General features: G+C 60.2%; 15 protein-coding genes. 9 read left to right on the top strand and 6 right to left on the bottom strand.

Annotated elements, in window-relative coordinates; all coding sequences use genetic code 11:
• Window positions 1–211: 211 nt before the first annotated feature.
• On the top strand, window positions 212–895 hold the full coding sequence (locus FYJ85_RS16710; protein WP_154419572.1) for a DUF1573 domain-containing protein: 684 nt from the start codon (window positions 212–214) through the stop codon (window positions 893–895).
• Between the two features lie 3 nt (window positions 896–898).
• Here the strand turns inward: FYJ85_RS16710 and FYJ85_RS16705 are convergent, their stop codons facing one another.
• On the bottom strand, window positions 899–2,014 hold the full coding sequence (locus FYJ85_RS16705) for a cytochrome c biogenesis CcdA family protein (RefSeq protein ID WP_154419571.1): 1,116 nt from the start codon (window positions 2,012–2,014) through the stop codon (window positions 899–901).
• Between the two features lie 467 nt (window positions 2,015–2,481).
• Window positions 2,482–3,495, bottom strand: coding sequence for an AraC family transcriptional regulator (locus tag FYJ85_RS16700; RefSeq protein WP_106055532.1), 1,014 nt, complete (start codon window positions 3,493–3,495; stop codon window positions 2,482–2,484).
• Between the two features lie 192 nt (window positions 3,496–3,687).
• On the opposite strand from FYJ85_RS16700, the gene FYJ85_RS16695 reads away from it, so the two are divergent.
• Together FYJ85_RS16695 and FYJ85_RS16690 are read left to right on the top strand one after the other, a co-directional pair.
• On the top strand, window positions 3,688–4,443 hold the full coding sequence (locus tag FYJ85_RS16695) for a prepilin-type N-terminal cleavage/methylation domain-containing protein (RefSeq protein WP_276529152.1): 756 nt from the start codon (window positions 3,688–3,690) through the stop codon (window positions 4,441–4,443).
• A 51-nt stretch (window positions 4,444–4,494) separates the two neighbouring features.
• Window positions 4,495–6,666, top strand: a complete 2,172-nt coding sequence (locus FYJ85_RS16690; protein WP_154419570.1) for a beta-galactosidase — start codon at window positions 4,495–4,497, stop codon at window positions 6,664–6,666.
• On the opposite strand, the gene FYJ85_RS16685 is transcribed toward FYJ85_RS16690, so the two are convergent.
• A complete protein-coding gene (locus tag FYJ85_RS16685; RefSeq protein WP_154419569.1) occupies window positions 6,644–6,925 on the bottom strand; it encodes a hypothetical protein in 282 nt (93 codons plus the stop codon). The two genes, FYJ85_RS16690 and FYJ85_RS16685, sit on opposite strands and share 23 nt — an antisense overlap.
• A gap of 191 nt (window positions 6,926–7,116) precedes the next feature.
• Between FYJ85_RS16685 and FYJ85_RS16680 the strand changes: the two genes are divergently transcribed.
• The 6 genes from FYJ85_RS16680 (at window position 7,117) to FYJ85_RS16655 (ending at window position 18,259) form a co-directional block, all read left to right on the top strand.
• Window positions 7,117–8,136: an IS5 family transposase gene (locus FYJ85_RS16680; RefSeq protein ID WP_154419568.1), complete on the top strand. Its 1,020-nt coding sequence runs from the start codon at window positions 7,117–7,119 to the stop codon at window positions 8,134–8,136.
• A gap of 231 nt (window positions 8,137–8,367) precedes the next feature.
• A complete protein-coding gene (locus FYJ85_RS16675) occupies window positions 8,368–9,120 on the top strand; it encodes a prepilin-type N-terminal cleavage/methylation domain-containing protein (RefSeq protein WP_154419567.1) in 753 nt (250 codons plus the stop codon).
• An 18-nt stretch (window positions 9,121–9,138) separates the two neighbouring features.
• On the top strand, window positions 9,139–11,727 hold the full coding sequence (locus FYJ85_RS16670; protein ID WP_106055527.1) for a hypothetical protein: 2,589 nt from the start codon (window positions 9,139–9,141) through the stop codon (window positions 11,725–11,727).
• Window positions 11,728–11,973: 246 nt separating this feature from the next.
• Entirely contained in the window at window positions 11,974–12,678 is a 705-nt protein-coding gene (locus FYJ85_RS16665) for an H-X9-DG-CTERM domain-containing protein (protein WP_106055526.1), read from the top strand.
• Window positions 12,679–12,724: 46 nt separating this feature from the next.
• Window positions 12,725–16,261 carry a DOMON domain-containing protein gene (locus FYJ85_RS16660; RefSeq protein ID WP_154419566.1) on the top strand — a complete coding sequence of 1,179 codons (3,537 nt, stop codon included), beginning with the start codon at window positions 12,725–12,727 and terminating at the stop codon, window positions 16,259–16,261.
• 948 nt (window positions 16,262–17,209) lie between these two features.
• Window positions 17,210–18,259: a LacI family DNA-binding transcriptional regulator gene (locus tag FYJ85_RS16655; protein ID WP_177995756.1), complete on the top strand. Its 1,050-nt coding sequence runs from the start codon at window positions 17,210–17,212 to the stop codon at window positions 18,257–18,259.
• 85 nt (window positions 18,260–18,344) lie between these two features.
• Here the strand turns inward: FYJ85_RS16655 and FYJ85_RS16650 are convergent, their stop codons facing one another.
• The 3 genes from FYJ85_RS16650 to FYJ85_RS16640 are packed head-to-tail and all read right to left on the bottom strand — an operon-like array spanning window position 18,345 to window position 22,462.
• A complete protein-coding gene (locus FYJ85_RS16650) occupies window positions 18,345–18,530 on the bottom strand; it encodes a hypothetical protein (RefSeq protein WP_154419564.1) in 186 nt (61 codons plus the stop codon).
• 4 nt (window positions 18,531–18,534) lie between these two features.
• A complete protein-coding gene (locus FYJ85_RS16645) occupies window positions 18,535–19,524 on the bottom strand; it encodes a hypothetical protein (protein ID WP_154419563.1) in 990 nt (329 codons plus the stop codon).
• A gap of 31 nt (window positions 19,525–19,555) precedes the next feature.
• A complete protein-coding gene (locus FYJ85_RS16640; protein WP_154419562.1) occupies window positions 19,556–22,462 on the bottom strand; it encodes a hypothetical protein in 2,907 nt (968 codons plus the stop codon).
• Between the last annotated feature and the right edge of the window lie 8 nt (window positions 22,463–22,470).

Raw genomic sequence — 22,470 nt, 5'->3', positions numbered from 1 at the left:
AGACACCGGGAGTTCCCGGAACGACAATCCGGCTCCCTCCGGTTCGCCGGGATGATTGCACCTGCCGTTTGCGTTATCGGCGTTCGGCATGTAATTTATATGACGGAAAAAGTTCAAGGATCGGCAAAAACAGTTTTTGCCATGCTTTTCAAATGAAAATAACTTGCCGGATCAGCCGGCAGCCTTTCGACAGGAAATATCGGTCAGCGGCATGAATCATAAAATCATATTATCGCAAATGATTCTGGGATGTCTCTTCTGCTGCCGGCTGCCGGCGGGCGGACTGGAGGTGTCGGGGAATGGCGTGGCCGATTTCGGCGCCTACCCGGCGGCGGAAAGCCGGGAGCACACCTTCAGACTGGTCAACGCCACCGGGGAGACGGTTAAAATCCGAAAGATCCGCTCCACCTGCGGCTGTCTGATCAGTCAGGTCTCCGCTTCGGAACTTTTGCCCGGCAAGGCACTCGAAATCCGGACGCAGGTCAAAGCGAATTCCGTTTTCGGGAAATTCTCCAAAACCATCTATGTCGAAACCGATATGGCCGGGCGGCGCTTCATCCGCCTTGAGCTGAAGGGAACCGCGCAGCCGCTGGTCGAAGTCAAACCCTCCGCCCAGTTCTATGCCGGAAAGCTGAAAGCCGGCCGGGAGTATGAATTCCGCTTCGAGCTGCTGCCTTCCCAATCCGGCGTGGAGCTTTCCGCAGCCGCCGATTCCGGCTGCCGGCTGGAAAAAAGCGAGGGCAAATGGTTCGCCGTCTGCCAGCTGACTCCGGCCGACGGCACGGCAATCGTGGAAAAGGAGTTCCGCATCGATATCGTCTCCCCCGCCGGACAGCCGCCGATTTCGATCCGCATCCGCGGAACCCTCGCCGGTCAAGAGCCGATCAGCCGATAAGTTTCAAAGCAGCATCAGGGCGGCCAGTAGCAGGAAAAGACAGCCGAGCGCCGTTTTTCCGGCAACCACGTTCTTTTTGCTCCAGTTCAGGAACACCGGCATCGAAGTTCCGCGCCAGGCAGCCAGAAAGAGCAGCAGCAGCGGCAGAATGAACATGAGATTGTAGAGCAGCAGATAGCCGAACCAGCGGCTTCCGGCCCCGAATTCACGCGACATCAGCACCAGCGCCGGCAGATAGACCTGCCCGGTACAGACGCTTTCGAGCACCGTCACCAGAACACCGACGGTAAAAGCCCCGGCCAGAAGATAATGGAACTTCAATCCGCTTCGCATCACGGCGTGAATCCTGTTTCTGATCCGCTCCGGCAACTGCAGCGCAACGGCGCCGCTTCTGCCGCTGCGGCGGAACCGCCATGCATCCCGGAAGGAGAGGAACGCAAACAGCAGCAGAAGCGCGATCAGCACGGTTTCGATTCCGAGCCGCATCACCTGATAGCCGGAAAAGAGCTTCAGGATGTGAAACAGCCCGAAGCCGAGGGCGACATACGTGCAGAAACAGGCCAGGCAGTAAACGCCCCCCACTGCCAGCAATCGCCTGCCCCGGATGCGGGAGAGCGACAGCAGACTCATAAAGAAGATCAGGGTGGTGAATACGCAGGGATTGAACCCATCCAGCAGTCCGGCCGTCAGGATCGCGCTGATCGTGAAGGCTTCGGCGCGTCGGTGGAGCCGCTCCCGATCCGGCGGCGCATCCGCCGGAGAGGCGGAACCTGCCGGAAGCCGCCGGGCCCTTTCCATCGCTTCCGGCAGGCCGCGGTCGATCGCGGCGAAACCGCCGAGATACCGGCTCCCGTCGACGATCATGCAGACCGCGTCGTCGGAAGCGACGTTCAGGCGCTCCTGATATTCGACCAGCTTCAGGTAATTCGCCTCTTCGTTGAGGTCATGCCTGCGAAGCTCGTATTCGCCGGGAAACCGTTCCGCCAGCATCGGCAGCACCAGCGCATTGACGCGGGCGCACTCCTCACACCCCTGCTGAAAAAAATAGTCGAGCGTGACGGTCCGTGCCGCCAACGCCGATGCCGCCGCCAGAAGCAGGCAGGCCAGAAGCTTCTTCATGATTCCCCCGCCTGTTCTGTCTGCGGAACCGATTCACGGAAGTCCGGCAGACCGGCGGTCCCCGTCCGGTTCAAAGCCGTTCCGTGCCGCCGCCGGAGGACGAAACTCTCTTCACTGAATCCATCGGCCGACACATATTCCGATGCCGGATTCAGTTCCCGTTCAAGCCGGAGGAGAAAACCCCGAAGCACTCCCGTCATCTCCATCCCGGCCGGACGGTTTCCCGGAGCATCGCAGCCGCATAATCCGCCGCCCCCGGCAGCCGACCGTCCCGGAACAGAGATCCCCTGCCGCAGAATTTCATATTTTTCAACTTTAAACTTCAAATAAAGCATCAAATAAAATACCTCATCATTTGAGAAATAGCAAATCAGGATTGCCGACTTGATTTCTCCGGACAGACAAAAAAATAACGATGCTTCAGGAACAGGTATTCTTCAGAAAGTACAGCGGCGGCAACCGATGATTCAGGAGAACGGCCCGCCGCCCGGCTGCCGGCGGCGGTAATCGCGCGGCGTGACGCCGTATTCGGCGCGGAAGGCGGTCGAAAAGGAGGAGACGCTGCCGTAACCGATCTCCCGCGCAATGGCGGTTACCGGCAGCCGGCTCGACAGCAGCAACTGGACCGCCCGCTTCAATCGGAGATGGTAGAGCATCTGCATCGGCGTGGCGTCATACCGCTTCTTCACCTGCCGGATCAGAGTGGGAATCGACATATGCACGATCGACGCCATCTCTTCGAGCGGCCACTCCCGTCCGAGTTCGGCAATCACCCGGCTCCAGAGCCGGTCGAGGCAATCGGAACGTTCGTCGCCGTCATAGCGGGCCAGCAGCGACAGGAAGGCGCGGTCCAGCAGCCCGAAGATCAGCTCCGCGTAAAGCCCGGCCAGCGCCTCGGCGTTCTGGTTCGAGGCGTCCACCTCAAGATGAAAACTCCGCAGCGATTCGGCCAGGCTCATCGAATCGCTGTAAAAACTCCCCGGCGGCTGCTCGTCCGAGCTGACCAGCGACCGCATGGACCGGACGGTTTCGGCGGCAAAACCGCTCATCGCCTCCTCGAGCCGCGCCGAATCTCCGCAGCGCCCGGTCACAGCGCCGGGCGGAGGCGGCTGCAGGAACGCGGCGTCGGGCTTCAGGTGGAACCAGAGAAAACGCCAGTTGCCGGCGCCCTTCTGAAAATAGAGCTGTTCCCGGCCGGCCGGCGCAAGATAGAGGGAGCCGGCCTCCAGCTCGCAGGCATCGCCGTCCACCACGATCTCGCCGCAGCCCGAGCGCGTGAAAAGCGCAAAGAGAAAATCCGGCGTGCGCCGCAGGCGGAAACCGGCGGAAGCCTCGCTGATTCCGGCCATGATGATTCCGGCGTCGCGCAGTTTCAGGACGGCCGGATGCTTCAGATAAAGCGGCAGGAAAAGCTGCGCCATATTATCCGGAATCACCTTTTCGACCGGCACGCTGTTGTTGATCGGCTGCAGTTGCTTCATCCCCTTCCCTTTCTCTCATGATTCAGCCCGCACATTGATCATTATACTCCACAATTTCCGCCGTTTCAAGCAAGAATGATCATTTAACGAAACTTTTTGCTAATTTTCAAATTGGTTTTCGGGCTATTTTACGGTATAATATTAATAGTCGCTGACCACAAACCAACTCTAACCATGAAACGGAGGTTGAATATGCATAGAAAATCATTCACACTTATCGAGCTCCTGGTTGTGATCGCCATCATCGCCATACTCGCGGCCATGCTGCTGCCGGCGTTGAATAAAGCGCGTGACCGGGCCAGAAGCACCACCTGCCTCAACAATCTCAAGCAAATCGGTCTCGGCGCCCGGATGTACGGCGACGATCATAAAAACATCATCCCGACCAGCATTCAGCTTCCCGACTGGGGACAGCATTACAACTGGGGCGGAATCTGGACGAATTTTCTCGCCGGAGGCGAATGGGATAAAAATCTTTCGCAGGGAAAAAAGACCGGCTACGGAAATTACATTTCCTGGAAGACCGTATCCTGCCCGGCGGCCCCGAGCCATACCATTATCGGACGGACGGTCTACGGCGGCATCGACTGGCCGAGTGACGGCGTCCCCGCGTCCATTCTGGACACCTTCGGCAGGTTCGGAGAATATTACCTGGATAACGGCTTTCTGGGGCAGTTCGTCCGCGCCGGACGCATGAAACGGCCGGGCATGACTCCGCTTTTCGCCGACGCCTTCTTTTTAGAGGGCAATACGCAAGTTTTCCATCGCTTCAGAACGCATAATTACTGGGCCTGGCAGATGGGCCTGTTCGGAGAAGTTCACTCCGGCCGCGGCGGATGCGTGTTCGCCGACGGCCATGCAGCGCAGGTGAGCGGGAAATGGCTGCAGAACTCCGAGCTTCGGCTCTCCCAGTATTTCGACGTCAACGGATTCCGCCGGACGCTTTAGAGGCCGCCGGCGACAACAGGTCCATTCAAACAAATCAGAGGATAAAAAAACATGATGAAATTGGGTTCATGTGCCGCCGCCCTGCTGCTGGCGGCAAACCTGGCCGCAGCCGACAGACAGCTTTTCAGCATCGCCCGGGGCGGGGCTGTTTTCGCCCCGTTCAACAAGACCGACAAGGTGAGAACAGTCGGCAACAGGCTCTCGCTTGAGCTGCCGCCCAAAGGAGGCCGCTGGCAGGGAACGATCATCACACCGAAAAAAGGAGAACAGTATTTCGACCTGTCCGAAGGCGCGATTCTGGCTGTGGACGTCAAAAACAACAACCCCTATATGATGCAGCTCCAAATGGAGATCGTCAACCTGAAAGAGGGGAAGGACTCGAACGCCTTCGCCCATATCGCCTATTCTTCGATCGCGCTGCTCCCCGGAGAAAAAGCGCCGCTGCGCGTCCGCTACGGCCGCGCCGTCAAAGAGAGTTCGGAGTGGGCTCCGGAGGGAATGCAGCGTCTCCCCGACGGTTTCGTCAAGGGCGATCACAAAATCGTGCCGGATCAGGTCGCCCAGCTCCGCATCTGGACGAGCAATCCCGAGGCCGACAGGCCGATGCGCTTTGAACTCTCCAACTTCCGCGTGGAAGAACCGGTGAAACCGCTTCCCGAAGCATTGAAGAGCAAGGAGGCCTTCTATCCCTTCATCGACCGGTTCGGCCAGTACAAACATGCCGACTGGCCCGGCAAGGTGACCGATGTCGCCCAGCTCGGAGAGCGCAAGCTGGCGGAAGACCGCGAACTCGCCGCCCATCCCGCCATTCCCGGCCGGAACCGGTTCGGCGGCTGGTCGGACGGGCCGACTTTCGAGGACAAGAAAGGCGGCTGGGGCACGGTCAAGTACAAGGGGAAATGGTTCCTCACCGACCCGGAAGGCAAACTCTTCTGGTCGCTCGGAATAAATACGACACACGATAAGTCCGACAGTGTTACCGCGATCACGTTTCGGGAAAATTACTTTGAGGAACTGCCGGAAAACAATGCGGAAAATGCGGATTTCTACACAAAACAAAGTTTTCCCCGCTTCGGCTTCTATAAAGGGAAAGGCAGCAACCAAGATACCAATATTCTGCAGTTCCACTTCTACTGTTACAATATGTTCCGCAAATACGGCAAGGAATATCACAAGGAATTCGTAACTCGTTCCCAGCGCCGTTTTTCCAGTTGGGGATTCAATACCAATGGCAACTGGGTGCATCCGGATATTCTGAAGGCAGAGTTCCATCATCCCTACATCACCGCCGTGGAGTTCGCCAAATTTTACGATGTAATCGAAGGTTGCAGGCAAATCGGCTGGCAGAAGTTTCCGGATGTTTTCAATCCCGGGTTCGCCGCCGGAATCAAAGAGGCGTTGCAAACCAGACAGAAATACACCGTCGATGACCCCTTCTGTATCGGATACTTTGTCGACAACGAACTCTCATGGGGAAAAACTAATACTTTTCTCGCGGAAGGCGCGTTGCGTTCTCCAGCCTCCCAGCACGCAAAGGCCGCGTTGACGGAGTTCTGCCAAAATAAATATGCCGATATCGCCGGACTCAACAAAGTCTGGGGGACCGCTTACAAGAACTGGGAGGATTTCCGCGCCTCCACCGCCATGCCCGCCGAACCCGAAAAGGCGCGGGCGGATCTGGAGGAGTTCAACGACGTTATCGTCAACCGCTACTTCCGGACCTGCAAGGAGGTCATCAACCGCGAAGCCCCCGGCAAGCTCTACTTCGGCTGCCGCTTCAATGACCGCAATGAAAAAGTGATCGCCACTTCCGCCAGATATCTCGACGGATGCTCGTTCAACCTTTATCGCCCGGAGATCAGCGCCTGGCGCCTTCCGGCCGGAGTCGACATGCCGGTGATCGTCGGCGAGTGGCATTACGGCACTGCCGCCAACGGCCCGGCGCATCCGGGACTGCAGCCCGCGGCCAATCAGGTCGAGCGCGCCCGCGGTTTCGACCGCTATGTCCGCAGCGCCCTGTGGAATCCGCAGATCGCCGGCGTGCATTACTTCAAGTACACCGACCAGATGGCGACCGGACGGCCCGCGGACGATGAGAACATTCAGTGCGGCTTCGTCGATGTGACCGACACCCCGTACCGGGAGATGGTTGAAGCCGCGCGCAAAGTCAGCTCCGACATGTACCGTTACCGGACTTCGGTCAACACCGCGGCCGGAAATTGACCATGCGCGATATCCGCGCCAGGCGGCCGTAAAGGCGATACGGCCGCAGTTTTTGCGCGACGACAAGAGAAATACGGGCGGAACCGCAGCCATGCGGATTCCGCCCGTTCCGCGCCCCCAGTCCGGGCAGCAGCTCCGCGGCGGGGCCGGATTGCCGCGCTTCGCCCTCAGGCGGCGGCAGGTCCGCCAAACCGCCGGCGCCGGCCATGCCGGTCCGACATGCAATATTCCCTCCTGATTCGAACCGCACATTGATCATTATACTCCACAATTTCCGCCGTTCCATGCAAGAATGATCATTTAACGAAACTTTATGAAAATCCATGAATTGGTTTCCGCCTGATTTTATAGTATAGGGTACCTCTATTTATTCAAGGATAAATTGAGATACGGCTGGCAAAAAAAGGAACCTCGGAGTATATACTGTTATGAACAATATTGGAGGCGCACATGCTGAACGGACTTTTTGATATATACAATCGTCTGGAGTATCTGACGGAGAACGGTGATATACTGCCGAATCTGAAAAGACTTGTCCCGTGGGAAGATTTTCGCGGAGAACTTGAGGTCATATACGACCATGAACGCAAAAGCAATGCCGGGCGCAGACCGTTCGATGTCGTGATGATGTTCAAGATTCTGATTCTGCAATCTCTGTATAATTTGAGCGATGATGAGATGGAATATCAGATCATGGATCGCTTGAGCTTTATGCGTTTTCTCGGACTTGACCTCGACAGTCGCGTTCCGGATGCAAAAACGATTTGGCTGTTCCGCTCAAAACTGGAAGAACATAAACTCACCCGGAAACTGTTTGACAAGTTCAATGCCTTCCTTGCCGAATCCGGTTTTGTGGCTCGCAAGGGACAAATCGTTGATGCGACAATTGTTCGCGTGCCGACTCAGCGTAACACCAGAGAAGAAAATGAGGCTATCAAGGCAGGAAATCCGCCAGTTGAAAACTGGAGTGACGCAAAGAAATGTCAGAAAGACACGGATGCCCGTTGGACGCAGAAACGAGGCAAGAATTATTTCGGTTATAAGAATCATATTGAGGTCGATGTTCAGCACAAGATCATCCGGGATTACAAGATTACGGATGCCGCTGTTCACGACAGCAAAGTGTTTGAGGACATTCTTGATGAAAAGAATACCAGCCGGGATATTTATGCGGACAGCGCTTATCGTTCCGCAGAGCATGAGGCTGATCTGAAGCAGAGAAAATTCCGTCCGCACCTACAAAGAAAAGGTTGTAAAGGACATCAGTTGACCTCACGGGAGAAGCGGGGAAACCTTACCAGAGCCCGTATTCGTTCGCGGATAGAACATGTCTTCGGAGCCATACACCAGCGAGCCGGAGATGTAATTCTGCGAACAATCGGAATCAGCATGGCAGAAGTGAAACTTGGATTACGTAACATCGCATACAACATGGACAGATTCTGCACTTTGATGCTGCAGAATGCATAAAACGGAGGTTTTTATAGAAAAATTAAACAAAACGTCGGCTTTTTCGGTCGTGGAGACTTGAAAAAGAGAAGTCAGAAAACTAAATGGCAACTCTGAAAAATCCCATTCGGAGATTTTCAGACATGAATAAACGGAATTCCTTTCAAAAAACTATTGATAGAGGTTCCCTATAATATTTGCAGAGGCGAATTCGTTGGAACACACACCTTACCCAAAAAACGGAGGCCGATTATGCATCGCAAACCATTTACCCTCATCGAGCTGCTGGTCGTCATCGCCATCATCGCCATACTCGCGGCCATGCTGCTGCCGGCGCTGAATCAGGCGCGGGCCAGCGCCCGGAAGGCGAGCTGCGTAAACAACCAGAAGCAGGTCATGCTCGGGCAGATCCAGTATGCGAACGACAACCGGGACCAGATGGTCGTCTGCGCCAAATACAAGAACAGCGGCACGCCGGAGACCTTCGTCACGATCCTGACCCGGATCAAGAGCAATACCGGCGGAATGGAGACGCTCGACGACGGCGCCGCCTCCTATCTGCCGTTCAACATCCTCTCCTGCCCGTCCCATCCGGACAACGGCCAAGTCGATGTCTGGAGCGGAACCTACGGCATGTGGAAGCAGAAGGGCATCATCGACCGCAGCACCGAAGCGGGATACATCTTCAATTCGACCACCGACATCCCTGCCGACTGGTGCAACGTCACCATCCTGCCGACGCGCGCCAAATCCCCGAGCACGACTTTCATCCTCGCCGACACGCTCCGCTCCGCTGCCGCCGGAGCCAACATGGGCAAACAGTTCTACTACTTCTTCCCGGGTGAAGCCGCCGAAAACTCCGGCGTCGGGCTCGTGCATAACGAACGCGCGAACTGCGGCTTCATCGACGGCCACGTCGCCGCGATGGGAGCGACCGAGATGAACCAGACCCCGACCAGGCTGAAGTACTGCGTCAACGGCAGCTTCGCCGCCCGGACCATGTAAGAAAGAGAGAATATTACCATGCGCAGACACTGGCAGCACCTCCTTTTCGCAGCGTTCCTGCTCCCTGCGGCGATCGCCGCCGCCCCGGCCGAAAAAATCGGCATATCACCGAAACTCCCCGGCTGGCGCTTCAGCAACGGTCCGGAATTCCCCGGCGCCTCGGGGAGCGCGAACTACTCCGGCGGCGGCATCATGCTCGACGGAGACTTCAGCAGAGGCGGCAATTACGTCGGCGTGTTCCACGAGGTGTCGAATCCGGATTTCAATGAGCTCCGGTTCAGGATCAAAGCCTCGGTGGAACAGCTGGCGGTCCGTTTCCGCGATTCGAAGGGACAGGTGCACCAGCACTTCATTTCGGTCGGACTCGATTCGCCGGGCTGGATCGAACTGGCCGTTCCGGTCGCCGGCTCCCCGCGCCACCACTGGGGCGGGGCGAACGACGGCATCCTGCGCGGTCCGGTCACCGAAATCGGCTTTGTGGTCCACAAGGATCATTTCGACCGTCCGAAAGGACGCGCCGCAATCAGGGACGTCAGGCTGTGCCGGAACGACACGCCGCCGCAGGTCCCGCTCGACATCGCAAAATTCGATGCGTCGAAGGCCACCGTCAACGGACAGGCCTCGATCCGGAAGGAGAAGGATGCTCTGATCATCGAAATTCCGGGCGGCCAGAGCTTCACCTGGCCCGGCGTGAACCTGAAGCCCCAGAACGGCGGCTCCTACTTCGACCTCTCCGGCGGTTCGGTGCTGGCGATGGATGTGACGAACCTGGCGGGATATCCGGCCACCTTCCGCTGCCAGATCGAGAATCTCGGCGCCGACGGGCGTGAATTCTGCGTCAAGGGCGGCCGCGGCTTCGAGGCCGGCGAAACCGCCACCATGCGCATCCGTTTCTACCGCGACGGCATCGCGCCGGACGACGTCGTTTTCGAAGGTGTGCTGAATCCGTTCGAGGGGCTGCGCGGCGCAAACAACCTCGACGTGAAGAAGGTCACCAACATCATGCTGTTCGAACACTCCCCGGCGCGCGACCTGAAATTCGCGGTCCGCAACATCCGGCTTGAGGAGCCCTGGAAAGGCGTCTCCGACGCAGTCCGGAGCGCGAAAACCTTCTACCCCGCAATCGATGTCTACGGGCAGTACAAACATAAGGAGTGGAACGGCAAAACCCACAGCGACGCGGAGCTTGCCGCGGCGTTCGAAGCGGAAAAGCGCGACCTCGCCGCCCACCCCGCCATCGCCGGGCTGAACCGGTTCGGCGGCTGGGCGGACGGCCCGTCGTTCGAGGCGACCGGCAGCTTCCGCACCCTGAAGCACGACGGCAAATGGTATCTCGTCGACCCGGAGGGAAAACTCTTCTTCTCGCACGGCATCGACCAGTTCTCCGGCAGCGAAACGACCGGCTTCGAGCTGCGCGAACACTACTTCGAGAACCTTCCGCAGAAGAGCGATCCGGAGACCAGAGGGCTCTGGGGCACCTCGAATCCGGCGCCGGGCAAAAACTTCTACCGGCTCAAAAACCTCCGTCCGGCCGTATTCAACTACTACGGCCGGAACCTGAAACGCAAATACGGCGACGACTGGCGGAATATCCACCGCCGGCTCATGCACGACCGCGCCGCAAGCTGGGGAATCAACACGCTCGGCAACTGGAGCTGGGGCGATTACGCCCGGGTCGGCCGCACGCCGTATTGTCTGCAGGCTTACAGCGACGGACCGGTCATCAAGGGACATACCGGCACCTGGCAGCATTTCGAGGATGTGTTCGACCCGAAATTCGAGGAAAGCATCGTCTCCAATCTGTCGCGGGGCTGGAAGTTCGCCGCGGGGGACCCGATGTGCATCGGCGCCTTCGTCGACAACGAGCACAGATGGGGGAATGAGACCGCGCTGGCGGAGGCGGTTCTCCGCAGTCCGGCCGACCAGGCCGCGAAGCAGGAGTTCCGTCGGCGGCTCGAAAAGCGATACGGCGACATCGCCGGGCTCAACGCCGCCTGGAAGAGCAGCTATGCCTCGTGGGATGCATTCGCGGCCGAAACCGCGCTGCCGGACCCTGACGCCGCGAAAGACGACCTCAAAGCCTTCAACGATGCGCTCATCGAACGTTATTTCGAAGGCTGCCGCGCCGCCGTGAAACGGGTTCTCCCCGGCAAGCTCTACCTCGGCTGCCGCTTTGCGGGCGTGCCGCGCGCCGAACTTGTGAAAACCGCCGCGAAATACTGCGACCTTCTCTCGTTCAACCTCTATCAGTACTCCGTCGCGGACTTCAAGCTCCCGGACGGCATCGACATGCCGGTCATGATCGGGGAGTTCCACTTCGGAACCATCAACAACGGCCATTCGCACCCCGGACTCGTCGCCTGCGCCGACGACGCGGAACGCGGCGAAGCATACCGCCATTACCTGAAGAGCGTCCTGCGCCATCCGAATTTCGTCGGCTGCCACTACTACCGGATGATCGACGAACATCCGGCCGGACGCACACTGGACAACGAGAACATGGGCGTCGGCTTCCTCGACATCTGCGACCGCCCCTGCCCTGAAATGGTCCGGGCCGCGCGGGATATCGCCGGAGAGATGTACGACATCCGCGCAAACCGGCAGTAAGCGCAAAAACGAACAGACCATCGGAACGGACGGAATCGAGGCGATGCGGTTCCGTCCGTTCCGATGAACGGACGCTGCGCGGACTGATCATTCTGCGCCATAATCGTCAGTCGATCCGGACAAAAATGATCATCTGACGAAACTTTATGAAAATCCGTGAATTTGTTTCCGGCCGGTGCTGCAGTATAATTATATGCAGGGCAATTCCATGGACTGCATCTCTTACAACCCAAACGGAGGCTAATCATGCATCGAAAACCGTTCACTCTCATCGAGCTGCTGGTCGTCATCGCCATCATCGCCATACTCGCGGCCATGCTGCTGCCGGCGCTGAACCAGGCGCGGGCGCGGGCACATGCGATCAACTGCGTGAGCAACCAGAAGCAGATCGGGCTGGGCTTCCTCTCCTACGCGAACGATTTCAGCAACATGCTCTACTACCAGACGCCGAACGTGTACCCGTGGACGCAGGCGCTCACCCGGAACAGCACCGCCCAGTCGCTCGGCTACATCGAATGGAACAGCCTGCTCTGCCCGGCAGACCCGAATCCGGCCGGGCCGAACTCCTGGTGGTTCGGGGTCATGGGCATGTGCGACTACTATTCCGGCGCGCGCGATTCAGTCAAAGAGAGCGTCGGGGACATCGTCATCCGGCACAACGGCAACAATGCGTGGCGCTACTACGCGCTGAACCGCCTCAAGGCTCCGGCCCGGTCGATCTGGCTGGCCGACACCTGGAATATCGCCGGCAACAACAGCGCCTACTACTTCACTCCCGCGGAACTGCGGGAGAGTCCGAAGAACATCGGCCTCATTCGCCGCCACAACAACCGGGCCAACACGCTGATGTTCGACGGACACGTCGAGTCGCTCGACAAAAACGGCCTGACCGCCACGGCCACCAATGTGATCATCTCCTACAACTCGAACTTCGGCCCGGAAAACCACTGAACAATACCGGCGATTCGCCGCTCAACACGAAAGGAACCGAAAGCAAATGACCAGATATCCGCTTCTTCTGCTCGGAAGCCTGCTGTGCGCATGGCAGGCCGCGGCGGCCGAACTTCCGCCGGACGGCTGGAAGTTCAGCAACGGACCCGAATTCCCGGGCGCCGCCGGAACGCTGCGATGCGATGACAAAATTCCGTTCAACGGGAAAAAGTCGCTCGAACTTGCCGGAGACTTCAGCAGAGGCGGCGGCTACGTCGCCGCCGGCCATACGCTCGAACCGGCCGCGGAACTCCGGGAGTTCCAGTTCAAAATCAAAGGGGATGCGGCCCGCGCAGCCGTCCGTTTCGTCGATACGGACGGACAGACCCACCAGCATTTCCTGCCGCTGACCGGCAATCCGTCGGTCTGGCAGTGCATCGAAGTGCCGGTCGCCGGTTCTCCCGGGCACCACTGGGGCGGAAAAAACGACGGCGTCCTGCGCGGCCCGGTCCGCCGCATTGCCGTCGTGCTCCACCGCAATGACTTTCCCGGCAAAACCGGCAGCGTCCGCCTCGCGGACTTCCGCACGGTCGAAACCAGACGCCTCATGCAGCCGCTGCCGCTCCCCGCTGCCGCCGAAGCGTGGAAACTGAACCGCGGGCTCGAATTCGCCCCCGGCGCCGACGCTTCGCTCGATGCGGACGGCAAACGGCTGCTGCTCAAGGTCGACAACAGCAGACACGGCGACTACGCGGCGGCCGAATACCGCTTCAAGGCCCCGGTCAATGCAAAGCGCCTGAGTTTCGAAATGCGCGGAGCGAACCGGAACTTCGCGGTCCGTTTCATCGATGCGGGCGGGCAGTTCCACAACCATCTGTTCAAAGCCTCCGGGAATCCGGGCGAAACGCAGAAGTTCGCGTTCGACGTCGCCGGTTCCGAGCACCACTGGAGCGGCGAAAACGACGGTGTTTTCCACGGGCCGCTCGCCGGGATCCAGCTGGTCGTCTGCGGCAAATTCTACGGGCCGGAGAAAAAGGGCGAAACCGAATTCCGGAATCTCTCGGTCGAAGCCGACGACCCCGCCGCAGGGCTCCCGGTCTGGGAGGCCGCCGATCCCGCCGCCCTGTTCCGCCGTACCGGCGACACCTCCCCCGTCCAGCTCCAGGCCCGCTTTCCGGAACCGCCGAAGCCGGAGCAGCTCCGTTACAGCTATCGCGGTTATGACGGCGGCGAAGTCGCCGCCGGAACCGCAGTCTATGACGCAGCCGGCCGTACGCTCTCGGCCCCTCCCCCGCCCGGACGCGGCTTTTTCGAGCTCTGTTACCCGGAGCTCGGAATCCGCCTCGGCCTCGCGGTCGACGATCCGCCGCCGGCCGAAATCGACGAATACTTCGCGCAGGACAGTTCCCTGAGCTGGGGGCCGCCGCCCGACGACGAAAAGGGCATCCGCGACTTCATGCGGATTCTGAAGAAGAACGGCATCTGCTGGAACCGCGACCGGCTCCACTGGCCGGGTATCGAAAAGGAGCGCGGCAAATTCGATTTCGGCGGCCGCTTCGGGCTCTACCGCCGGATCGCGGAGGAAGAGGGCATCAAGGCGCTCGACACCTTTCACGCCGCACCGCCGTGGAACAGCGAATCCCCGACCCGCTTCCGCGACGCGGACCCGCGCCGGAACCTCTACCCGGTCAACCTGCTCGCCGCCGGAGAAAGCTGGAGCGCGATCGTCAGGCACTGGGGCGCGTTGAAGGCGCTCGAGGTCTGGAACGAGCCCGACATCAGCTTCGGCAATGACTTTCCGGCCGAATACGTCACGGCCTTCACGAAGGCCGTATCGCGCAGCTTCGCCGACAACGGCATCGACGCGCTGGTCGTCGGCGGAGTCTTCGCCTCGACCCGCCCCGGCACGAACTTCTACCGCACCTATATCGACAACGGGCTGCTCGACGACTCCGACGTCATCAGCTATCACTCCTACGCCGAAGTGCCGGATATGGAGCCGCAGGTCGCCGCGCTGCGCCAGGCCGAACTCGACAGCGGAACTCCGCGCGCCGGAATCCCGTACTGGATCACCGAATGCGGCAAACCGCGCCCGTGGACCGGCACCAGCCGCGGCCCCGCCGAACCGGATCTGTACAGCGCGGCCGAAATCACCGGCAAGGCGGCCGAACTGCGGGCGCTCGGCCTCGAACGCTATTTCGCCTTCGAATACAAGTTCCGCCGGGAGAATGCGAACAATTTCGGTCAGATGGATGCGAACCGCACGCCGATGCGCGGAATGGCCGCCTACCTGCACCTCGTGCGCGTCCTTTCGCACCGCGATTACGTCGGCGACCTCAAGGGGAGCGACGCGCTCCGCTCCCGGGTGTTCGAGGGGAAAGACGATCTCGTCGCCGTGCTCTACAACGGAACGCGGAAGAACCGCAAGTCCTCCGTGTCGCTGCCGTCCGGTCTCGGCGTGCTGCGCGCAACCGGCATCGACGGCCGCCCGGTCGAATTCAGGAACGGCAGAGTGCCGAACACCGACGGCATCACCTACGTCTATCTCGACAAAGCCGCGAAACAGAACTTCATCGACCCCGGCACCCGGGCGATGGAACTCTGCCGGCTTGCGAAATCCTACCGGCCGCGGCCGCGCGCCGCAAAGCCGCTCGTCCTCCAGCCCCTGACGGACCTCTCGAAGCTCATCGTCACCAACCGCGGCTTTTATATGCCGGAATCCGGCGACCTCGAACTGAAGCTCCGCATCAACAATTTCGGCAAAACGCCGCTCGAATTCGCGCCGGAAATCGAACTGCCGCCGGGCGCCGAACTGCTGACGCAGCCCGCAGCCGTCACCGTCCCGGCCGGAGGAACGGCCGAAACCGCATTCCGTGCATCACTCGCGCCGAACCCGAAAAAGGCGGATTTCCAGACGCTCCGCGTCGGCGACCGCAACGGCAACGCCACCCCGATCGCCTTCTCATTCGCTCCCTTCCGGCAGCAGGAGCTCGTTCTCGAAGCGATGCCGGACGGAACAAGGAGCCCGGCGACGCCGGCCGAACTCGAGGCGCTCGGAAACTGGAACGACTTCAGCGGCCCCGCGAACTGGACTCCGTGGGAGGGCGACAAGACGGTCCCCGACATCGAGGCGCGGCTTCGCGGCTTCTATACGCCGCGGGAGCTCGTCCTTCAGGTGCTGGTCAGGGACGAGCGGCATGTGAATGCGAACAGCGCCTTCGAATCGTGGCGCGGCGACTCCGTCCAGCTGACGGTCCAGCAGCGGAAGGCGGACAAGCTTCCGCTCGGCCGCCGGCAGTACCATGAGATCACCGCCGCCAAATGCGGCGAAGGGCAGACCCTCTACGCCCATATCGGCACGCCGGCGGGGAAACTCGCCGGGTCGAAGCTCGACTTCCGCGCGGTCGGCGACGGCTGGTATCTCTACGAAATCCGCCTGAACGGAAAGGAGCTCGGGCTCGAGCTCAAACCGGGCTCAGTCATCGGCTCCTCGCTGATCGTCAACAGCGATCCCGGCACCGGACGGGCCGGATTCCTGAACTGGGGGCTCGGCATCGCGCCGGAGAAATCCGACACGCTCTTCCAGCTCCTTGTTCTCAAATAGCTCTCCGGCAAATGCCCGGAAACCCGGGAGGGGGCGCGCCGCCCCCTCCGAACCGCCGCCCAGCCGCGTTGTCGTACTTCCGCCGGGCGGCTTCGATGCGTTTCAGGGTCTCCGGGCGGTCCTCCTCCGGAGTTCCGGCCGGATTGCGGCGAAAACCACTCTCCGGCGCGGTCCCGGCATGGTGCGCGCCGAAAACGGGCAGTCTTCCGGCGGACGGTTTCTCCGGCTCCGGGACACAGGCGGAGCCCCGCGCCGGATATTATTCGCCGTCAACGGGTTTGAATCTTTTCTGATTCTGCATTTCACTCCTCCTGCCATACTTCCGTTTCTCCGCCTCGTCAAATCCGTTTTTCTCCGGATAAAGGGAAGGCCCTGCGTTCCATGCGGTCCGCAGAGCCTTCGTGTTGGGGTTTTGTTTGTCAGACCACGGCTTCCCGCAGTCCAATTTTATTTTTGAGCTCAACCTCCCCGGTTTGTTGTTCTATATGCTTTGCGCAATTCGTATCGGGCATGCCGCCGCCGAATTCCAACCTTTCCGGCCCTCCGCACTCCTGTCGACGGGGAGCGCGGCCGGCCGCGTTCCGGAACTGACTTCGGCGTGAAGCGAACTCTCGAAAACCGCACCGGCACCAGCCGGCGCCCTCCCGATTCATTCGAGTTACCGCCTCCGTCAATAAACATTATAAGTTATTATTCCTATTTATCAACCTGAAAAATCCATTTCTTCAAAAAAAATTCGATTTTACTCGAAACACGATTGAATAAAAAGATGAATAAATAAATACCGATATTTGATTTCAGGCATTAAAATTATATTTTGAGCATGTTAAATATATTTTTTTAAATAAAACAAGGATGGCACGATTGAAAAAACATTTTTCCATATTATACTATTATACGCAGCACAATCAATCAGAACGGCATAACAGCCGGCTATCCGGAGGCTCGATGGAACAGACAAAAGTCACGCAGAAAATGATCGCGGAGCTCGCAGGCGTATCCCGCAGCATGGTATCTCTCGTCGTCAACAACTCTCAGAAACCGATTCACAGGGAGACGCGGGAGAGAATTCTTGCCATTGTGGAACGATACGGCTACAAAGTCAATCCGCTGGCCCTGCAGCTCCGTTCCGGGAAAAGCCGCTTCGTGAACATCGTGGTCTCCAAAGACAGCGGTTATCAGGTCCAGCGCATGATCGAACACCTCGAAGAACGGCTGAGCCGGAACGGATACCTGGTGCTGCTCTCCCGGATCAATCCGCATGCCGAGGATGCGCCGAGCGTGCTGCGCGCCTTCATGGGCTTCGACTTCGCCGGAACCATCGTGCTCGATCATCTGTTCTGCGGTTATGAGCAGAACGCCCCGGTCACGCTGGCCCGGCAGATCAACCGCTACCGGAACGTCATCTTCCTGAACCGGCTGCCGGTGCGCATGAAGCACAATTTCGTCCCCATCGACTACGGCCGCGGCGTCCGCGAGGCGGTCCGCCATCTGCATGCCGCCGGACGGAAACGCATCTTCCTTGCGGTTAACGACCTGGACAACGGCCCGGCCCGCGGCCGGCTGGAAGGCTTCAAGGAAGGGCTCGCCGATGTCGGCGTCAAATTCCAGCGGGAGTCCTGCTGGAATGCGGACGAGTTCGGCCTGAGTTACGCGACCGAGGAGTACCGCATCCCGCGTTCCGCCCGGATCTACGAGGAGCTCGTCGTGAACCGCAAAGCGGACGCGATCATCGCCCACAACGACTTCTGGGCCGCGCCGCTGATCAAATACCTGAAAAAGCAGCAGGTCCGGGTTCCGGGCGACGTGGCGGTCGTCGGCTATGAAAACATCAGGCCGCTCTGCTTCGCCTGCGATCCCGAGCTCAGCAGCATCAGCCTCAATATCGAGCTGCTGGCGGACGAGCTGGTCAGACTCCTGCTCGCCGGGCTTCGGGACGGGGAGCTGCCGGAGCAGCCGCCGGTCCGGACCCGTTTCATCCCGCGCGAATCGGCATAGACCGATTCATCCACGCGTATGGCAGGAACGGTATTTGCATTCCCGCTTCTCCAGCGGTATATTGGACGGGGCTGGTCATGAACGTCTACACCCGCCCCGAATTCCGGCGGCGCGGACTGGCCACGGAGGTGCACTCATGATCGCCGATGTAAAGACGCTCGGCCTCTCCAATCTGGAGCTCGGCGCAGCGGACCAGGGGGCGCCGGTCTGCCGGAAACTCGGCTTCGGCGCCGAAAGCCCGGGGCTGCTCGCCATGGAGCTGAAGCTGCAACCCGTCACCGTCCCAGCCCGGAAAGGAGCTCCACCGTGCGCGGTCCGAGCCGGCCTCCGGGGAAAATTCCCGCATTGAAGGTGACCGCGCCGCCGCTGCCGCAATAGAGCGCCTGCGTGCGCGACAGGGTTTCCCGCGAATAGAGCGGCAGCTCCATCTCCCCCGGCCGCAGCAGCGCCGGATCCCGGAACAGCGACGGCCCGTCTCCCAGCACGGCGGCGGCGGAATTCAGATGTCCCCAGAACGCATCCGTCGAAACCAGCAGATGCGGCGTCACTCCGGTCCCGGCATCGACGCACTCCTCTTCGGGGCAGACCGGCGCATTCGTGAAAGGGCCGAGAAACGGGCGCCCGGTAGCCGGGTCGAGCAGAACCGCCTCGCCCGCGAAATAATCGAAACCGTCCCGGAACGGCCGGGTATGCCCGATGCAGTAACAGCCGTCATTGAAGGTCAGCAGCGCGCCGGGATTACCCGCCTGCACCGCCTGCCGGTAAAGCGGGTAATCCAGCAGATCGTGATGAAAACAGTTCCAGTCGTAACAGCCGTCGAACCACCACCCGGAAATCAACTCCCCGTACCGGAGGCTCCAATACCGGATCGCTTCGCTCCAGCGCTCCTGAAAACGACGCTGGTCGGTACCATCCGCAGAGTTCCAGCCGAACCCGACATGCAGTGCCGTGTTGCCGCGGATTTCGCAGGGCAGATAGGCGATCATCCGTTTTCCGCGTTTCGCCAGCGCAGCGGCGATCTCCCCGAACAGGTCGCGCCGGGAACAGCGGCCCGGGCCGGCATATCGGTCGATGACCTCATTGGGAGCACAGTAAAAGCCCCTGTTCTGCCCGAGCGTGAAGATCAGGTAGTCGGAGGCGCTCCGGTCGAAGTCGTCCAGAAAACCGGCCAGGTCGAACGAATCGACCTGCTCATTCCCCGGAAATTCCGGCAGGTAATGCACCATCAGACCGCGCTTCCCGGACAGCCATGACAACTGTTTCATAGATTCTCCCGATTGATTCGTTGATAAGCCATTATTTTTTATTGCACGCCCCGCCTTTCCCGGCGAGGTGAAGCCGAATGTTGCGGAGAAAGAATGTGACCTTTCCCCGGCGCGGATTCATGCCGATGCGGAACTGCCGGATCTTGCCGGGCGAAAATGATGCGAGCTCAATAAAATTCTCCCGCCATTCGCCACAGGAAGGGGTATAATAGACGTGGTGGCTTTTTCCGGCCTCTCCCTCGCCCTCCACAAGCATGACCAGATTGATGTCCGGTTTCTCCGCAGCCGCCTGTGCGGTTCTGATTTCGAATGAAAATCCGAGCGTTCCCTCCGGAAAGCCGTCGGGCAGCATAAATTCCGGATAGACCCAGCGATCGGTGTCCGGCGGGAATTCAACGTCGAACCGGACGGCCTTCTCCCGTTCGTCCCACGCAATCGTCATCGCGCCGGAGCTGTTCTTACGCCATCGGACCGGATCGCCGGAACCGGGCAGCAGCGGCGTTTCGGCGACGGGAGCCGATACGACGACCGGAAGCACAAGCCGGCTGATGCGGCGGCCGTTGAAAAGACCGCCGAAAACAAGCTCGTGACGACCGGCCGGCAGCCCGGCGGGTAAACGCAGCTCAAACTCCTTCTCCTCAAAGGGGGCCAGTTCGATCGCTCCGGGAAGTCCGGACGGAACGGCGCCTTCGACGGCCACGACACCGCGCTTGTTCTCTTCGCTGAAGTTCGCAACCCGCAGCTTTACCTTGCGCTCCTTCGCCCCGGCGGACAGCAGCAGGAGATTTTTCCTGACTCCGACGGTGAACTCTTCGGAGGGAACTACGCTCAGAACAACGCTTTTGTCGAGCCCGCTCATCCGAGCCCCGACTGCGCCGGTTCCGACCGGCGGCGTCCTGACCGGAATATCGCTCCCCCCTGACAGATAAGCCGGAAAGCGGGTCGCGGTCAGCGAAAGCCGGCCGTCTTCCGGCGAGACGGTTTCCGACATGCCGAAAAGATCGGTCAGTACGGCGGAGCGCGATGCCGGAATTGCGAACGTTCTCCGGAATTCATGCACCGGCCGGATGCCGCCCACCGGGTCCGGGGCGGTGCGATCCAGCTCGGACTCGCTCCAGAACGCAAGCGTCTGCGAACCGTCCGGCTGCCGAAAAAGAAATGCACGGATGCCGGATCCGAGGTCGGGTTCTCCGAGAAACTGCGCCGCCGCCAGCTGATCGGTCAGCGTGGCGAATGCGGCAAAAGCGGGCCTGGCCGATCCGTCGCGCCGTATCATGCCCCACTCCTTCCGGCCGTGCTTCTCATTCATCGGCGGCAGGACGAAGGTGAAGGTGCGGGCCGCGCCGAGGCTCCGGAGCAGAATCTGCGACTTCGGCACGAATTCCGCCCAGACCATCTCCTGCTCCGGCGACTGGACGCGGTTGGAGCTGCCGGGAAGCGCTTCCGCAGCGCTGCCCTCCGCATAAGTGCCGTTTTCGGTAACCCACAGTTGCATATCGGCTGCGCCGTGCTGTGCGAGAAGCCTCCGCCAATCGGCGACAATGGCGGGATAATCCTTCAGCTGATCGTAGATGTGGATATTGAAGATGTCGAAATATTCCGCCAGGTCATTCCGAAGGATATCATCGGGAAACGCATTGACCGCCAGCGAATTGACGGCGAATCCGCCGTTGACGACGGGAATTCCGGGGTCGCCGGCCTTGAAACCGAGAAAAGCCGCCTTAGCCGCGGCGGCGAACTCCCACGTCGTCCCGTCCCAGTAACCGGTGTCGGGTTCGTTCCAGAACTCCCAGGCGGAGACCTGCCCCCGGAATGTCTCCGCAAGCTTCTTCGCAAACCGGTAGACCGCCGCCAGGTCGCGCCCGTACTTGCGGCCCGGAACCCGCGCCCACGGCGCAAGATCGTGCCAGACGGCGGTACAGCCGATTCCGGCTCCGGCCAGCATCCGGGGCGCCAGTCCGTAAAATTCCCAGTCATAGACGCCGGGGCGCGGCTCCGCACGGTCCTGATGGATGCGTTCACGGACGAAATTCAGCCCGGCCAGCCCGGCCAGCCCGACAAAGCGGCGCACTCCCTCCTCCCGGCCTCCCGGACCTCCGGCGGTCCGGACAGTTTCGACGACATTGAGCGCAGCATCCATGCAGAACGGAGAATCCGGGGATGTCCGGCGTTTCGCCGGGTCGGGAATCACGGCAAAGGAGCCGGTTCCCTGAATTCGTTTCCCCGGCGCGTCCAGGGCAATCCGGTAATAACCGCACGGCAGGCACGGAAGCCGGATGCGGCCGTCCGGCGCGACGTCTCCCCGCGCCATGCGGAAACCGCGATGGTTGAACACCTCATACGAAAGCCCCGGAAAATGCTCCCGGACCCGAAGTTCCGGCACGGCACCGTTGACGAAAAGCATGGCGGGGGCCTTCGACCCGATCAGGCCGGCGGCCTGCATCGCATCATTCTCCGGCATTTCTTCGAGAAACCTGATATTGCGCACCAGAAAGCGCAGCGCCGGGCTGTTCGGATTCGCACCGATGCGCAGCGCTTTTGCGGCCGGACGGTCGATTTTATGCAGGGAGAGGTCGATCACCTGCAGCTGCCACCACGGCGCGGGCGTCCAGGCGACAACTCCTCCCTTGTAACCGAACATCACGAAGGCGTGCCGATAGCCTGCTTCCGGCTCCGCCTGAACCATTTTCACCTCGAAGACGAGATAATTCGCATCGGCCGGAATTCCTTCCGGCAGCGAAAACTCCGGATAGGCCCAGAAATCGGTTCCCGGCCGGAACTTCACGTCGAAGCAGACAGCCCCCTCCGCTCCGCGGGTGATGGTCATTCTGCCGGAGGAATTCTCCTTCCAGCATTTCGGATTCCCGAACTCCGGCGCCGCGGCGGCGCCGATACAGATCCCGGCAAGCAGCGCGATAAACCATATCTTTCTTTTCATTCTGAACC

It is taken from the genome of Victivallis lenta, from assembly GCF_009695545.1.
Classification (GTDB): domain Bacteria; phylum Verrucomicrobiota; class Lentisphaeria; order Victivallales; family Victivallaceae; genus Victivallis; species Victivallis lenta.
The sequence above is the reverse complement of the archived record's forward strand: the minus strand, read 5'-3'. Positions and strand labels throughout refer to the sequence as shown.